Raw genomic sequence first — 15,384 nt, 5'->3', positions numbered from 1 at the left:
GTCGTGGTGTTATATCCGCCGTGACTGCTACCGACACCCCCGCCCTGACCATCTACTCCACCACCTGGTGCGGCTACTGCCGGCGCCTGAAGACCCAGCTGGACGAATCCGGCATCGGCTACTTGGAGATCGACATCGAGGACGACCCGGCATCGGCGGAGTTCGTCGGCAGCGTCAACGGCGGCAACCATGTCGTCCCCACCGTCAAGTTCGCCGACGGCAGCACCGCGACCAACCCGTCGTTGGCGCAGGTCAAGCAGCTCCTCGGCGCCTAGGACTCCGTCGCTGCTCCCGCCCAGGACTCGATGATTCCCCGCGCGATGGAAATCGAGCCCGGGAGCAGCAGCGGGGCGTCCGTGTCCGACGCCCAGTCGCCGAGTTCGAGTGCCGTCCGCACCTCGTCCCGAGTGAACCACCGGGCCTCGGCGATCTCGCCGTCCGCGAACGTCAGCGGGGCGTCGGGATCGCCGACGGCCGCGAACCCGATCATCACCGACCGGGGAAACGGCCACGGCTGGCTGCCCAGGTAGCGCACGTCACGAACGTCGACACCCACTTCTTCCTTGATCTCCCGGATGACGCACGTCTCCAGCGATTCACCGGCCTCGACGAATCCAGCCAGGATCGAGAACCGCCGCGCAGGCCACGTGGGCTGCCGGGCCAGCAGGACGCGGTCTCCGCCGTCGTGCACGAGGCAGATGACCGCCGGATCCGTGCGGGGAAATTCTTCGTGCCCGGTGCTCGTCGAGATCCGCGACCACCCCGACATCGTCGGTTCGGACGGCGCGCCGTCGAGCGCGCTGAAGCCTGCGCTGTCGTGCCAGTTGAGCATCGCGAGGGCCCCGGTGAGTACGCCCGCGTCCGCGTCGTCCAGCGTCCCGCCCAGAATCCGGAGATCGGCGAGCTCGCCGGTCAGCGCCTGCACCCGCACCGCCCATACGTGCCGGTCCTTGCGGATGCCGAGGAAGACCGCCCCGCGTTGCGGTTCGGGGCCGAGTTCGGTGGCCTCCGCGAACACGAGGCCGTCGTCCCCCACCCGCACCTGTCCGCGGTGATTGACGCGCAGCAGCAGCGCATCCCGCCAGCCCGCTCGAAGGGCGTCCGTGTCCGAACGCAATTCCTCGGCCCGCCCGACAGCGGAGCGGGACAGGAGCGGGGTGTCGTTGAGCCGGAATTCAGTCACGCCCTCGACACTACTGCCGGTCAGTTGGCGACCCGACGGATGTACAGCAGTCGGTCGTTCTCCTCGATCGAATCGACCTCCGGAGAGCCGACCCGGATCAGCCGCCCGTCCCGCACCACACCGAGCACGATGTCCGCGAGGTGACGTGGGGAGCCGCCGATCTCGTCCCGCTCGACGGGGCGCTCCGCGATCGCGAAACCCGCCTCCGGAGTCAGGAGGTCCTCCATCATCTCGACGACGCTCGGCGTCTTCGTGGCGATGCCGAGGAGCCGGCCCGCGGTCTCGGACGACACGACGACCGAATCGGCGCCGGACTGCCGGAGCAGATGCGTGTTCTCGGATTCGCGGATCGCCGCGACGATCTTCGCCTTCGGTGCGATCTCCCGCGCCGTCAGCGTCACCAGCACCGCGGTGTCGTCACGGTTGGCCGCGACGATGATCGCCGACGCGTTCTGCGCGCCCGCCAACCGCAGCACGTCCGATTTGGTGGCGGACCCGTGGACCGTGACGAGCCCCTTGCTGGCCGCCGAGTCGAGCACCGCATGATCGGTGTCGACCACCACGATCTCCGACGGCGGAACGTCGTCGCCGAGCATCGCGTCGATCGCGGTGCGTCCCTTGGTTCCGTAGCCGATCACCACGGTGTGATTGCGCACGTGCTGCCTCCAACGCTGGATTTTGAACGCCTGCCGGGAGCTCTGCGTGAGCGCGGAGAGAGTCGTACCGACGAGGACGATGAGGAAGAAGATTCGAAGAGGCGTGATCAGGAGAACGTTGACGAGCCTCGCGGACGGTGTGAACGGCGTGATGTCGCCGTAGCCCGTCGTGGACAACGACACCGTCGCGTAGTAGATGCAGTCGAGCAGCGACAATTCGTTGTCCTGCGCGTCGCGGTAGCCCGCCCGGTCGATGTAGACGATGAGAACCGCCAACATCAACGCCGCCAGGGCGATACCCACGCGGCGGTAGATCGCCCGCGCCGGACTGGTCTGCAGCTCCGGAATCCGGAGCACCCCCACCAACGCGAAGTCAGGCCGGTCGGTCAGGGTGTCCGACCTGGTCAATCTCTCACGCAGCCTACCGGCCATATGTTCGTCCCCACGTTGCACTGAACTCCGACATCGGCTGGCAGCCTAACCCCGATTGTCCCATCGGTGACACGTCGGAGCCTCGTTGTCGCGAACCGAGTTGCTCGGGCAAGCTGACGTCATGCAACGAGAGAGCCACACACCACGACCGAGCCAGAAGCCCGCACTCCGCCTTGCCGCGCTGCTGCTCGGCGCCGGCACCATGCACTTCGTCGCCCCCAAGTTCTTCGACTCCACGGTCCCCACCCAACTTCCGGGCGAGGCCCGCACCTACACGTACGTGTCGGGGGTCGCCGAGCTCGCCATCGGCACCGCGCTCGCCGTGCCGCGAACCCGCAGGCTCGGTGGCGGCCTCGCTGCTCTCCTGTTCGTCGCCGTCTTCCCCGCCAACGTCACCATGGCAGTGGACTGGCTGACGAGCTCCAAGACGACGAATGTGCAGAAAGCCGGTGTGCTGCTGCGCCTTCCGCTGCAGATCCCGTTGGTCACCGAGTCGCTGAAGGCTCGGCGTCAGGCCTGATCTCCTCGTCGGGAGAACCGGCGGAACGGAGCAGACGGGCGAGCGCGTCGGCGTCGGGCAGGTGGTCCGGCGCGATCGTCCGCCCGGTCCGCACGTAGTGGAACGCGGCGCGCACCCGCTCGATCGGAACGTCCATCAGTTCGGCCCACGCCAGCCGGTACGCGGCCAGCTGCATCACGACGGCCTTCTCGTTGGCCGCGCTCGGCTCGGCGCCGGTCTTCCAGTCGATCACCGTCCACCCGCCGTCGGGGTCGGTGAACACCGCGTCGATCCGGCCGCGCAGCACCGTGCCCGCCACCGACGTCTCGAACGGCACCTCGACCTCGGTCGGGTTGCGGTCGGCCCAGGACGAGCGCAGGAACGCATCCTGCAGGGTCGCGAGATCGGTGTCGGGGCCCGCGTCCGTGTCGGCGGCACCGGGCAGCTCGTCGAGGTCGAGCAGCCGGGTGGCCCCGAAACGGCGCTCCACCCAGGCGTGGAACGCGGTACCGCGACGCGCGAGCGGATTCGGCGGGAACGGCAGCGGACGCCGCAGCCGGGCGGCCAGGGCGTCCGGGTCGGCTTCCAGTTCGACGAGCTGGCTCACCGACAACTGACCGGGCAACACCACCTCGGTGCGTGCGTTCGCCCGCGCCTCGCGCTCCGCGAGAAGCGCGTCGACGTCGGCTGCCCAGTTCTCGGGATCGTCGTCCTCGCCTGCCGGTGTCGGCGCGCCGGCACGCTTCAGCGCCGCGACGACCAGCGCCGCGCCCCGCTCGACCGACTCCCGGCGGAGCCCGAGCGGATCCCGCGGCCACACTGCCGACTTGGGGGTACTCGTCAGCGGGTTCTGCTCGTCGGGTTCGGGTGCGGGCGCCCAGATGTCGACGATCCCGATTCCCTCGTGCTCCTCGTCGGTCACCGTGTCACGCAGTTCGGTGAGGAACTCCGAGGGACCCTTCGGCTCGGTTCCGGATTCTGCCCAGTGGTGACCCGACGCGAACAGCACCCGTTCGGTGCGGGTGAGTGCGACGTAGAACAGCCGGCGGTCCTCGTCGAGTTTGCGCGCCGCCAGCGCCGCCTTGTGCGCCTTCACGGCCTCCTCGAGGTCTTTCCGGTCGTACAGGTTCTCGAGCTCGAGAACGGGCACGCCGTCTGCCGACTCCCCCGGCCGCGCACGGTCTCCGCGCAGTGAGGGCGGCAGTTCACCGACGGCACCGAGCCAGGATCCGGACGCCGTCCGCGACGGAAAGACGCCTGCCGTGAGGTGCGGTACCGCCACCACTTCCCACTCCAGCCCCTTGGCGGAGTGCACCGTCAGCACCTGGACGCGGTGCGGGTCCACCTCGACTTCGCCCGGCGCCAAACCTTTTTCGACCGACTCCCCGGCCGACAGGAAGGCGAGCAGTCCGGTGACGGTGGCCGACGTGCGGCTCGCGTACCCGGCAACGACGTCGGCGAAGGCGTCGAGATGTTCACGGCCGGCACTGCCCCGCGCCGACCGACGTGTCCGGGCCTGCGCCTCGATGCCGATACCCAGCGCCCGTTCCACCTCGGCCACCAGCTCGGTGAGTGGCTGCCCGATCCGCTCACGCAGAGACGCCAACTCCGCCGCGACGGCGGTGATCCGGGCGTAGCCGACCTGCGAATAGCGTTCGGCGGGGCCGGGATCCGCGAGGGCATCCGCCAGCCCGGCCTGCTCCGCGTGTTCACCGGGCAACGCCTGGCCGACGGCGTCGGCCAGAGCGGACGAATCGGTGACGGCGCCGGTGGTGCCGTAGCCGGTTCCGATGGCCAGTTCGGATGCTCGCCGCGACAGCGCCGTCAGGTCGGCGGCCCCGATCTGCCATCTCGCCCCGGTCAGCATCCGCACGGCGGCACTGCCCGCCATCGGGTCGGCCACCACCCGGAGCATCGCGATCACGTCGGCCACCTCGGGGGTGTGGAGCAGCCCGCCGAGCCCGACCACTTCGACCGGCAGCCCCCGGGACCGCAGGACCTCCGCGATCGGTGCGGCGTCCGCGTTGCGACGGATCAGCACCGCGGCGGTCGGCGGATCCTCGCCCCTACTGGTGGCGTCCGCGTACTGTTCGGCGATGCGGTCGGCGACCCATTCGCGTTCCTGCACGACGTCACCGGTGAGGGCCAGCCGCACATCACCCGGGACGGCCTGTGGTCGTGCCCGCAGCGTGCTGACCGACACACCCCGCTCGCGCAGGGACGCCGACGCCATGTTGGCCAGCGCCAGGGCCTCCGGCGGGTTACGCCAGCTCGTGAGCAGTTCCAGGGTCGGCGCCGGATCTCCGTTCGCCAGCGGGAAATCCGTCGCGAAGCGGGGCAGGTTGGCCGCCGAGGCACCACGCCAGCCGTAGATGGACTGCATGGGGTCACCCACCGCGGTGAGCGCGAGTTCGCCGTCGAGACCGCCGCCGAACAGGGACGACAGCAGCACCCGCTGCGAGTGTCCCGTGTCCTGGTACTCGTCGAGCAGCACCACCCGGAAGCGGGTGCGCTCGGCGAGTCCGACCTCGGGGTGGTCCGCGGCGACCCGTGCCGCCAGCGACATCTGGCTGCCGAAGTCGAGCGCACCTTCCCGGCGCAGAGTGTCCGCGAGACGCTGCACCAGTGGAAGGAGTTCCACCCGCCGGTGCTGGGTGTCGAGGATGTCGAGCAGTTCCTTGCCGGGGCCGCCGCGCTGCCGTGGTCCGGCGGGCAGGGTGTGGACGAGTTTGTCGAGCTCGGTGTGCGCCTCCCGCAGATCGTCCGGTTCGACGAGATGCTCGGCCAGTTGCCCGGACAGCGCGAGCACGGCTTCGGTGACGGACGCCGGATTCCGGTCGGTGTCGAGGTCGCCGTCCCACGAGCTGACCACCCGGTGCGCCAGCTGCCACAGTTCCGTCTCCGACAGGAGCGTCGCCGACGGCTCGATGGGCAGCAGGAGCCCGTGCTCGGACAGCAGTCGCCCGGCGTAGGAGTGGTAGGTGCTGACTTCCGGTTCGCCCGCGAGGATTCGCGATCGCAGGTCACCGCTCGGATCGACCCTGCGGAGCAGGTCCGAACCTGCAAGCCGGGCAAGGCGTTTCCGGATCCGGGCGGTGAGCTGCTGCGCCGCCTTGCGGGTGAACGTCAGCCCCAGCACCGCCTCGGGGTCGACGACACCGTTGGCCACCAGCCACACGACGCGGGCCGCCATCGTCTCGGTCTTGCCCGCGCCTGCCCCCGCGACGACGAGGGTCGGGCCGAGGGGTGCCGCGATGACGGCAGCCTGCTCCGGGGTCGGTGGGTGCTGCCCCAGGCCGACAGCGAGTTCCACCGGATCGATACGGATCGTCATTCCGACGTCACCTGCCGTCCCTCGTCGTGCGCGGGGCAACTCGTGCGCACCGGGCAGTGCCGGCAACCGTCGTTGACGCGGGCGAGGAACTCGGGCCCCTTGGTGGCCGCCGCTGCCGCGTGGATGACCGCGAGCCACGTCTCGAGGTCCTCGTCCGACAGCGGTGCCTGCACCCGCTGGGTCGCGCCTTCCTTCCTGTGCGGTTTGGCGACGAAGACCAGCCGCGCCCCACCGGGTTTCGACGCCGGCTCCCCGTCGATCGCGCCGACCGCCGCCGCCACCTGGTACGCCGCGAGCTGGGCGTGCTGCTGGGCGTCGTCCTTGGTGACCGGTGAGCGGGCGGTCTTCACGTCGACGATGACGGGCCTGCCCTCCGCATCGCGCTCGAGCCGATCGATCCGCCCCCGCAGCCGGATCGTCGGGGAACCCTCTTCCCGCGGTTCCAGGACGCCGTCGACTGCCACCTCGACACCGACCTCGGTGAGTTCGGACCGGGTGTTACCGAGCCAGGCGGTGAACGTGGCGAGCATGTCCCGGGTGCGGTCGAGTTCACGCCGCGAGTACCACTGAGATCCCAGATCGATCGAATCCCAGGCATTCTCGAGCGCGCGTGCCACCTGATCGGGCGGGATCCGCCCGGCGAGCGCCTGCACCAGAGTGTGCACGAGCGTTCCGGCGATGGCGTGAGTGTTGTCGCCGTCCGTCCCGCCGTGGCGTTCGAGCAGCCACCGCAGCGGGCACGTGTTGAGCAGGTCGATGGTGGACGGCGACAACGACACCGGACCGTCCTCCTCGTTCCACAACGCCACGCCGGTGCTCGGTTCGGCGGTGCCGTACCACTGGTCCGGGTGTGCACCACGCACTCCGGCGTCGGCGAGCCGGGCGAGTTGGCGCGCCGCGCGTTCCTGCCGGGCGGGGTCGGATTCCGCGACGTCCGGATCGCAGACCACGCTGCGCAACTCGGCGACCAGGGCGGGGAGGGCCAGGACCCGGGTCGCGGGATCCTCCGCCTGCACGACCGCCTCCACGACGTCCGAATCCTGGTCTCCGGAGAGCAGTTCGTCGACGAACCGGGAGTGGACGAGGTCGGCGTCGCCGCTGGCCGAGTCGACCGCGGTGACGAGCAGACTCCGCCGCGCCCGGCTGCACGCCACCAGGAAGAGCCTGCGTTCCTCGGCCAGGAGAGGTGCGGTGCGCGACATCCAGTCGGCAGCCGTCTCGCTGCCGTCGGACACTCCGGCCGTCAGGTCGATCAGCGCCTCGGTGCCGAGCAGGCTTCCGCGAGCCCGCAGACTGGGCCACAGCCCTTCCTGCACACCCGCGACCGCGACGACGTCCCATTCGCGGCCGGCAGCGGAGTGGGCGCTGAGCACCGAGACCGCGTCGACCGGGACGGCGGAGACGTTCCGGGTGGTGGGAATGGCCTGCCCGGTGAGGTAGTCGACGAACCCGGCGAGCTGTGCGCGCGGGAGGCGGTCGACGTAACTCGCCGCGGCATCGAACAGGGCGACCACGGCGTCGAGGTCGCGGTCGGCCTGTGCGCCGATCGGACCCCCGCGGGCGGAGACCGCCGACCAGCGGCGTTCGAGTCCGGTGGCCTGCCATGCCGCCCACAGCACGTCCTCGATGCCGCGCCCGCGGTCCAGGGGAACCTTCGCCTTGCGCAGCACGGACAGCACCCGGTTCAGGGATGCCGCTTCGACGTCGGTCAGCTTGGCCGTGACCCTGCGGGTGCTGTCGGTCTCGCCCACCAGCACGAGACGGAGGAGCTCCGCGGAGTCGCGGTCGCCGCCGGACGCCAGCTCGGCGCGCCGCAGACCACGGCGAAGACGCCGGAGCGCCACGGGTTCTGCGCCGCCGACCGGGCCGGCGAGCAGGGCGAGCGCGTCCTCGCCCGTGAATTCCTGCCCCGACAGGGCCCGCAGCACCAGCATCAATCCCGACACCCCGTGCTGACGGGCCAGCGGCAACTCGGACGCCGCGGTGGTGACGGGCACACCCGCACCCAGCAGGGCGCGGCGCAGCGGCGCCAGGGCCCGCGGCACCGAGCGCACGATCACCGCCATCTCCGACCACGGCACCCCGTCGAGGAGGTGGGCGCGACGCAGGGTGTCGGCGACGAGCGCGGCCTCTTTCGCCACCGTGCTCAGCACCCGGACCGACGTCCGTCCACCGTCCTGCGCGGGGCTCCAGCTCCGATGCGGCAGGTGTCCCGGAAGCCGGGACGTGATCCGGGCCGCCGTGGTCGCGACCTCCGCCGAACTGCGAAAGTTGACCGGCAGCAATACCTGCCGGGGATCGCCCTTGTCGGCCAGGTCGGCGAGGAACGTCGGGTCGGCTCCGCGAAAGCCGTAGATCGACTGGTCCGGGTCGCCGGCGACGACCGTGGTGCGAGTGCCGGTGCCGAGGAGCCGGACGAGTTCCGCGGCCTGCGGGTCGAGGTGCTGGGCGTCGTCGACGAGCAGGTGCCGCACCCGGGCCCGCTCGGTGCGCAGCAGGTCCGGGTCGGTGGCGAACGCGGTGAGGGCCGCACCGATGAGTTCGGCGGCGTCGAGCGCGGGCGCCGTGGCCTCGGGGGCCTCGACACCGACGGCTCCGCGCAGCAGCATCCCGTGCTCGTACCGGGCGGCGAACATTCCTGCCGCCACCCACTCGGGACGGGAGTGCCGCTGCCCCAGCCTGATCAGGTCTTCCGGGCCGAGTCCGCGCTCGCTCGAGCGCAGCATGAGGTCGCGTAGTTCGACGGCGAAGCCGCCCAGCGCCAGTGCGGGACGCAGACGTTCGGGCCACATCTCGCCGCCGTCCGCGATGTCGCCGTGCAGCATCTCGCGCAGCACCGCGTCCTGTTCGGCGCCGGTGATGAGCCGTGGGGGCGGATTTCCGTGGGCGGCGGCCTGCAGTCTCAGCACCGCGAAGGCGTAGGAGTGGACGGTGCGGACGAGCGGTTCGCGCGTGGCGCGGGGGCCGTGGTGTTCGTCGTGGCCGATGAGGGCGGCGGTGACCTCTTCGCGCACCCGCCCCGCCGCTCGCTTCGACTGCGTCAGCACCAGCACCGACTCCGGGTCCTCGCCGCCGGCGATCCGGTCGACCGCGACGTCGACGAGAAGCGACGTCTTGCCCGTTCCCGGGCCGCCGAGCACCTGCCAGGGATTCCAGCCCAGGCCGAGGGGCGGTGCGGTGAGGACCTGCTGCGTGGCGTCGTCCCACACCCGGGCCTCGCGGACCGGGTTCTGGCGGTGCACGAGCCGGGCACGGGGAACCGACGTCCTGGTGCGCACCGCCGATTCCGTCATGGGTGGCATTCCACCAGAACGGTCCGACATCTCGTGCGGCGACCCGATCCGGCATCATGGGTCACGTGTCAGCACTGAATACGTACCTGTTCGGCGCCGAGGACGGCACGGAGATCCTCGCCCTGCACGGACTCACCGGTCACGGCAGACGGTGGGAGGCGCTGGCCACCGACCAACTGCCGGACGCCCGCTGGATCTCCCCCGACCTGCTCGGCCACGGCCGCTCCACGTGGGCGCCGCCGTGGAATCTCGAGGCCCACGTCGCGAGTCTCGTCGACACGCTCGACGCATACGCCCGGGGACCCGTGCTCGTGGTGGGCCACTCGTTCGGGTGCGCCCTGGCACTGCACCTGTCGCGTGCCGTCCCCGACCGCGTCCGGGGACTCGTGCTGCTCGATCCCGCGATCGGGCTCGATCCCGAGCTGATGCAATCGGTGGCGGATCTCACCATCTCCTCCCCCGACTACACCGACGTCGCGGAGGCCCGGTCCGAGAAGGTGCACGGCTCGTGGGGTGAAGTGGCCCGCGACGTCCTCGAGAACGAGATCGCCGAACACCTGGTGCCGCTGGCGAACGGCCGGGTCAACTGGCGGCTGTCCACCCCCGCCGTCGTCACGGCGTGGGGTGAGCTCGCACGCGAGGCCGTCCTGCCGCCCGCGCACCTGCCGACCGTCCTCGTGCAGGCGTCGAGGGTGCAACCGCCGTACGTCACACCCGAGTTCCGCCAGGCTCTCACCGACCATCTGGGCGACAACCTCACCGCCGTCGACCTCGACTGCGATCACATGGTGCCGCAGGCCCGGCCCGACGAGGTCGCCGAGCTCGTCCGCACACTCCTCTGATGGTCGTGTGATGGTCGCGACGACGGAGGAACAGGTCGAGGCGGTCCGCGCGCTGGTCGCGTCGATTCCGCCCGGGCGGGTGGCCACGTACGGCGACATCGCCTCGGCGGCAGGGTTGTCCAGTGCGCGGACGGTCGGCTGGATCATGCGCACCGACTCCGCAGACCTCCCCTGGCACCGGGTGCTGGGCGCGTCTGGACGACCGGCACCGCACCTCGCGCACCGGCAGATCGCGAAGCTCGAACTCGAGGGTGTTCCCATCCGCGACGGCCGCGTGGATCTCGCGGCGGCCCGGCACCGGTTCGATCGGTCCGGCTGACGTCCCGCCCGCCTCAGCAGGTGCTCGGCGCAGGATCACCGCGGAACCGGGCGTCCATCCAGTCCAGCCCCTGGGGCAGTCCCAGCGCCGCCGCCGACAGGTGGTCGGGGGTCGGAGTGAGCAGCGTCTGCACCGGTGTGCCCGCGTCGCAGTACCGCCGCAGGGTGGTGTCGATCGAATCGACCGGGATCAGGGCGTCCGTCGGGCTGTGCCATTCGAAGATCGGCGTGGTGGGCACGCCCGGATACAGCTCCAAGCTGTTCTCCTCCATCACCTTCCACGCTTCCGGATCGTCCATGAAGTTCTTGTTGTCGGTCATCTGTGACGCGCTGCGCCCCAGTCCGAACAGCATGATCTCGTTGGTGCATCCGTTGCCGATCATCTGCTTCATCCAGCGGCCCTCGTCGTTGAGCTGGCCGCTGACGTCGATGCGGTCCGGGTATTCGCGTTCCAGGCCCAGTGCGGCGGCCATCGCGAGACCGAACGCGGGGTGCGGGTTGGTGCCGAGTGCCTCCGCCATCTTCACCAGGTTCATCGGGGTTCCGCCCTCGGCGGCACCGACGATATTCAGTTCGGGGGCGTAGCTCGGCGCCAGCGCCGCCGCCCAGGCCGTGGCCATGCCGCCGCCGGAGTATCCGCCCAGTCCGACCTTGCTGTTCTGCACCTGCAGTTCCGGGACCTGCTGCACGGCGCGGATGCCGTCGAGGGTGATCTGGCCACCGAGCTTCGCCGCGCCGTACGCCATCCTCGGTCCGAGATGGTCGGGCAGCGCCACTGCCCACCCGCGCGCCAGTGCGATGTTGAGTCCCGCAGCCTCGCGGATCTGGTGCAGGGGGTCGGTGGTGTAGAGCTCGGTGACGATCTTGCACTTGTTGCCCAGCGAATTGATGATGTGCTGGTACGACACCAGCGGTCCGTCCGGGACGTGGTTCGGGGGCAGCACGTATGTGGTGTTCGCCGCGATCGGCTTGCCCTCGGAGTCGGTGGTCCGGAAGAGCAGCTCCCACATCGCGCTGCCGGGGAAGTAGTACGACGGCGGCAGCTGGCGGATCTTCAGGACCTCGCCCGGTGCATGGTCGGCGACGTCCGCGGGCTGGATGTAGAAGGGGTCGGGGTCGGCGACGGGGAAGATCGCGTCGGCGGCGGGTGGGGACAGCAAGGGGGGCAACGGCAACGGGGGTTGTGCCGTGGAGGTGCCTGCGCCCGCGAGGGCGGCAGTCAGCGCGAGGACCGAGCCGAGTACAGCGGTGCCGAAGGATCTGCGGAACAACGAGCCCATGACATACCCCACAATTCAGCGAGCGGTCGACGGCATCACTATGCCAGAGCGTCGATAAAGATCAGCCCCTTTCCCGGTACCGAACTGGTCTCTGACTGATACTTGGATTCACAGGTACTTTCTCGTCGGACACCCGCGCGTCACACGACGAGCGTCGGCGACGCGGACATCGACGCGTCGCCGGACACGACCAGGGTGGCAAGGATATTCACGGCCGCGGTCAGCTCGGACACCGGCCGCGTGAACGGCAACCGCTGGTGGTCGTCGAACAGATGGCCGGTGCCGAACCGGGGCCCGGGCGCCAGGAGCAAGCCCCTCGACCGTGCCGCGGCGACGAGATCCGTCGAACCCGTTCCGGCCGGGAGCGCGCACCACAGGGACAGCCCCCCGGCAGGCAGCACGTAGTTCCACCCGGGCAACCGATCGTCGACCGCCGCCGCGAGCGCGTCCCGCTGCACCCGGAGGTCGCGGCGCCGCTGCGCGACCAGGCGGTCGTGCCGGGCGAACAAGCGCACGGCCGCAAGCTGATCCAGCACCGAGACCGACAATTGCCTGCGTGCCATGATCTTGGCCATCTGCGCGGTGCGGGCGGCCTCGGCGCGCACCCAGCCGATGCGGATACCTCCCCACACGGTTTTGCTGAGGCTGCCGATCGCCACAACCGCCGATTCCGGGACCGGGACGCCGAAGGGCTCGAGGTCGTCCGAACCGTCCAGCACGAGTTCCGCCGCCACCTCGTCCACGACGGTCACCACGCCGTGGCGCGCCAGGGTCGCGGCCAGTCGCCGCCTGCCCTCCGGGGTCGCCCTGGCTCCCGAGGGATTGGAGAAGTCCGGCATCAGGTACGCCACCGTCGGGGCGCTCTGCCGCGCCGCCCGGTCGACCTCGGCGACGAACGCGTCCGGGTCGGTCGCATCGATCGCCACCGGAACGGGTCTGCCGCCGGCCGCCTGCACGGACTCGACCGCGCCGGGGTAGGTCGGGTGTTCGACCAGGACGCGATCGCCTGCCTCGACCAGCGCTTCGAAGACCACTTCGGTGGCATCACCCGCGCCACCCGTGACGAGGATCTGGTCCGGGGTGGTCGGGCGACCCCTGCGGGTGTAGTGGCCTGCTATCGCCGCCCGCAGCGTTGTCAGTCCGCCGGGGTGGTATCCGTGCTGGGGCATGAAGCGGGGCAACTCGTCGACGGCGTCCAGGTAGGCCTCCCTGAGTTCGGGGGCGGCCGCCGGCGCGGCATTGACGAGGTCGATGACACCGTCCACCGGCGCGCCCACCATGCTTCCCCACGCCGGAGGTCCCGACGGCATCGCCACGAAGGTTCCCGATCCGTGTCGCGCCGACGCCCAACCGGACTCGCGGAGTTCGCGATACGCGGCACTGACGGTTACCCGGCTGAGCCGGAGCTCCTCCGCGAGGGCCCGTTCGGCGGGCAGCCGGACTCCCACGGCCATCGACCCGTCCGCCACTCTCTCGCGGAGGGCGTCGGCGAGCCCGCGGTACAGCGGTTGCCCGCCGGTGGGCGCCGCCCCGAGCAGCACCGCCAATTCGGTTGCCGAGACGCTTCGGACTGGTTCGACACTCATACAGGCCACTTTTCCACAGAGGACTGGAATTCGCGGTCCACTTTGCCCCGACAATCGATACATGCTCGTAATTGGAATCCTCTTGACCCTCAGCCTGGCGTCGGTGGCCTGGCTCTGCGTCAGCACGGCGCGCGGCGGACGGTCCGGGCTCGCCGGACCTCCGCGCAGCCACCTGCACAGCGACTGAGGGTGTGCGGCAGCATGAGGGAATGAACTCTGCCGCACCCGTTCACGCGATCGTCCTCGCCGGTGGACGAGCCACTCGGATGGGCGGCGTCGACAAGCCCGCCGTGGTGGTCGGCGGACGCCGGATGCTCGACACCGCCCTCGACGCCGTCGACGACTGTGAGCGCATCGTCGTCGTGGGACCTCGGCGCGCCGACCTCGATTCGACGGTGCTCCAGACACAGGAGACGCCGCCGGGCGCCGGGCCGGTCGCGGGGGTGGCCGCCGGACTCGCCGTGCTCGACGCCGAACCGGACGACCGGGTGATTCTGCTCGCGTCGGATCTGCCGTTCGCGGAACCCACGATGGTGGCGGCCCTCGCCGCCGCCGTGCAGGACGCCGACACCGTGTTCGCGATCGACGAGTCGGGCCGCCTGCAGTTCCTGTTGTCCGCGTGGCGTGTCGGTGCGTTGACCGACCGTGTGCGCTCGCTCGGGTCGGCGGTCAACCAGCCGATGAAGGCGCTCGTTCCGGACACGTTCGACACTGTCCTGTTCCGCGGCGTCACCGACTGCGACACACCGGAGGACGTCGAGCGGGCCCGGAGCAGGGCCGCGGCGGCACCGGTCACGATCACCGAGGCAAGGGAGGCGATCCTGTCTGTCGTCCCCCCGCTCCCGCCGCGGTCCGCGGCGCTCGGCACAGCGCTCGGCGCCACCCTCGCCGAGCCGCTGCTCGCCGCCGAAGCTCTCCCGCGCATCGCCGTCTCCGCCATGGACGGATACGCCGTCGCGGGCGACGGTCCGTGGATGCTGCGCGACGACATACGCTACGCGGGAAGCTCCGAGGAACTCGAACTGGCGGAGGGCGAGGCGGCCCGGATCGCGACGGGTGCGCACCTCCCCACCGGCGCCACCGCCGTCGTGCGCGACGAATTCGCCGTGGCCACAGACACTTCCGAGGGGCCGCGACTGTCCCGCCGGGAGGACGCCCCCGTGCGCGACGACGCGCGGCGGCGTGGAGAGGACTGGCACGAGGGGTATCGGCTCGCGGCGGAGGGCACGGCCGTCACGCCCGCCCTCGTCTCCGCGGCTGCGAGCGCGGAGGTGACCACCGCGGGGGTCCGCGGACCCGTCCGCGCGCACGTGGTGGTGACAGGGGACGAGATCCGGCGGGACGGTCCGCTGCGCCATGGGCAGACGCGGGACGCTCTGGGACCCGTTCTCCCCCAGTTCCTCTCGTGGTGCGGGATCCGGACGGTCGCGGACACCCACCTGCGGGACACGTCCGCCAGCTTCGACGAACTGTTCAGGGAAGTCCGCCAGCCGGATCTGATCGTGATCGTCGGGGCCACCGGCGGCGGCGCGGCCGACCAGTTGCGTGCGGCGCTCGACCGGGCGGAGGCCCGCATCGTGGTGGGGCGGGTGCGGTGCCGCCCGGGCGGTTCACAGGTCACCGCGCTGCTGCCCGACGGACGGGTGGTAGTCGGGCTGCCCGGGAACCCGTACGCCGCGGTCGTGACGCTCCTGACCACGGTTCCGTCCATCGCGGCCGCACTCACGGGCCGCGGCCCGGCACCGCGTCAGCTGGCGCGACTCGCGAATGCGTCCGAGGTCAGTGGTGACGCCACCCGCATCCTGCCCGCGGTCCCCCAACCGGACGGCACGTGGCGCGTCGACCCCGGAATCCGCACCGCGCATCTCGCGGGCCTGATCGACCGCGAAGCGCTGGCGCTGGTCCCTGCCGGTGCGGCCGACGGTGATCTGGCCGAACTGGTGCCGCTACCGCGCTGACGG

12 protein-coding genes are annotated in these 15,384 nt (G+C 70.9%); 6 read left to right on the top strand and 6 right to left on the bottom strand.

What is annotated here, in order from left to right; translation table 11 throughout:
• The first annotated feature begins 20 nt into the window (after positions 1-20).
• Complete coding sequence (locus tag RHA1_RS31200) at positions 21-275, top strand: mycoredoxin (RefSeq protein WP_011598299.1); 255 nt, start codon at positions 21-23, stop codon at positions 273-275.
• Here RHA1_RS31200 and nudC read toward each other — a convergent pair.
• Both nudC and RHA1_RS31190 read right to left on the bottom strand, forming a co-directional pair.
• Positions 272-1,183 carry an NAD(+) diphosphatase gene (gene nudC / locus RHA1_RS31195; protein WP_011598298.1) on the bottom strand — a complete coding sequence of 304 codons (912 nt, stop codon included), beginning with the start codon at positions 1,181-1,183 and terminating at the stop codon, positions 272-274. The genes RHA1_RS31200 and nudC overlap by 4 nt on opposite strands.
• A gap of 20 nt (positions 1,184-1,203) precedes the next feature.
• On the bottom strand, positions 1,204-2,271 hold the full coding sequence (locus RHA1_RS31190) for a potassium channel family protein (protein WP_009479578.1): 1,068 nt from the start codon (positions 2,269-2,271) through the stop codon (positions 1,204-1,206).
• 121 nt (positions 2,272-2,392) lie between these two features.
• Between RHA1_RS31190 and RHA1_RS31185 the strand changes: the two genes are divergently transcribed.
• On the top strand, positions 2,393-2,791 hold the full coding sequence (locus RHA1_RS31185; RefSeq protein WP_011598297.1) for a DoxX family protein: 399 nt from the start codon (positions 2,393-2,395) through the stop codon (positions 2,789-2,791).
• Here RHA1_RS31185 and RHA1_RS31180 read toward each other — a convergent pair.
• Together RHA1_RS31180 and RHA1_RS31175 are read right to left on the bottom strand one after the other, a co-directional pair.
• Positions 2,757-6,104 carry an ATP-dependent helicase gene (locus RHA1_RS31180; RefSeq protein ID WP_011598296.1) on the bottom strand — a complete coding sequence of 1,116 codons (3,348 nt, stop codon included), beginning with the start codon at positions 6,102-6,104 and terminating at the stop codon, positions 2,757-2,759. The genes RHA1_RS31185 and RHA1_RS31180 overlap by 35 nt on opposite strands.
• On the bottom strand, positions 6,101-9,397 hold the full coding sequence (locus RHA1_RS31175) for an ATP-dependent helicase (protein WP_011598295.1): 3,297 nt from the start codon (positions 9,395-9,397) through the stop codon (positions 6,101-6,103). Before RHA1_RS31175 ends, RHA1_RS31180 begins: the two co-directional genes overlap by 4 nt.
• 56 nt (positions 9,398-9,453) lie before the next feature.
• On the opposite strand from RHA1_RS31175, the gene RHA1_RS31170 reads away from it, so the two are divergent.
• Complete coding sequence (locus tag RHA1_RS31170) at positions 9,454-10,239, top strand: alpha/beta fold hydrolase (protein ID WP_011598294.1); 786 nt, start codon at positions 9,454-9,456, stop codon at positions 10,237-10,239.
• 10 nt (positions 10,240-10,249) lie between these two features.
• Entirely contained in the window at positions 10,250-10,558 is a 309-nt protein-coding gene (locus tag RHA1_RS31165) for an MGMT family protein (protein ID WP_009479577.1), read from the top strand.
• Positions 10,559-10,571: 13 nt separating this feature from the next.
• Here the strand turns inward: RHA1_RS31165 and RHA1_RS31160 are convergent, their stop codons facing one another.
• Together RHA1_RS31160 and yczR are read right to left on the bottom strand one after the other, a co-directional pair.
• Positions 10,572-11,837, bottom strand: coding sequence for a lipase family protein (locus tag RHA1_RS31160; protein ID WP_009479576.1), 1,266 nt, complete (start codon positions 11,835-11,837; stop codon positions 10,572-10,574).
• 140 nt (positions 11,838-11,977) lie between these two features.
• Positions 11,978-13,423, bottom strand: a complete 1,446-nt coding sequence (gene yczR, locus RHA1_RS31155) for a MocR-like transcription factor YczR (protein WP_011598293.1) — start codon at positions 13,421-13,423, stop codon at positions 11,978-11,980.
• A 61-nt stretch (positions 13,424-13,484) separates the two neighbouring features.
• Between yczR and RHA1_RS52965 the strand changes: the two genes are divergently transcribed.
• Both RHA1_RS52965 and RHA1_RS31150 read left to right on the top strand, forming a co-directional pair.
• On the top strand, positions 13,485-13,610 hold the full coding sequence (locus RHA1_RS52965) for a hypothetical protein (RefSeq protein WP_272942765.1): 126 nt from the start codon (positions 13,485-13,487) through the stop codon (positions 13,608-13,610).
• Between the two features lie 22 nt (positions 13,611-13,632).
• A complete protein-coding gene (locus tag RHA1_RS31150; protein ID WP_011598292.1) occupies positions 13,633-15,381 on the top strand; it encodes an NTP transferase domain-containing protein in 1,749 nt (582 codons plus the stop codon).
• Positions 15,382-15,384: the final 3 nt, after the last annotated feature.

Source organism: Rhodococcus jostii RHA1, assembly GCF_000014565.1.
Taxonomy (GTDB): Bacteria; Actinomycetota; Actinomycetes; order Mycobacteriales; family Mycobacteriaceae; genus Rhodococcus_F; species Rhodococcus_F jostii_A.
Note: the sequence above shows the minus strand (reverse complement) of the source record. Positions and strands in the feature narration are given on the sequence as shown.

Bases quoted from the DNA above. Each gene is read 5' to 3' on its own strand.
- RHA1_RS31185 (WP_011598297.1), top strand. From the start codon at position 2,393: ATGCAACGAGAGAGCCACACACCACGACCGAGCCAGAAGCCCGCACTC.
- RHA1_RS31165 (WP_009479577.1), top strand. From the start codon at position 10,250: ATGGTCGCGACGACGGAGGAACAGGTCGAGGCGGTCCGCGCGCTGGTC.
- RHA1_RS31175 (WP_011598295.1), bottom strand. From the start codon at position 9,397: ATGACGGAATCGGCGGTGCGCACCAGGACGTCGGTTCCCCGTGCCCGG.
- RHA1_RS52965 (WP_272942765.1), top strand. From the start codon at position 13,485: ATGCTCGTAATTGGAATCCTCTTGACCCTCAGCCTGGCGTCGGTGGCC.
- RHA1_RS31150 (WP_011598292.1), top strand. From the start codon at position 13,633: ATGAACTCTGCCGCACCCGTTCACGCGATCGTCCTCGCCGGTGGACGA.
- RHA1_RS31170 (WP_011598294.1), top strand. From the start codon at position 9,454: ATGGGTCACGTGTCAGCACTGAATACGTACCTGTTCGGCGCCGAGGAC.
- RHA1_RS31160 (WP_009479576.1), bottom strand. From the start codon at position 11,837: ATGGGCTCGTTGTTCCGCAGATCCTTCGGCACCGCTGTACTCGGCTCG.
- RHA1_RS31180 (WP_011598296.1), bottom strand. From the start codon at position 6,104: ATGACGATCCGTATCGATCCGGTGGAACTCGCTGTCGGCCTGGGGCAG.
- yczR (WP_011598293.1), bottom strand. From the start codon at position 13,423: ATGAGTGTCGAACCAGTCCGAAGCGTCTCGGCAACCGAATTGGCGGTG.
- RHA1_RS31190 (WP_009479578.1), bottom strand. From the start codon at position 2,271: ATGGCCGGTAGGCTGCGTGAGAGATTGACCAGGTCGGACACCCTGACC.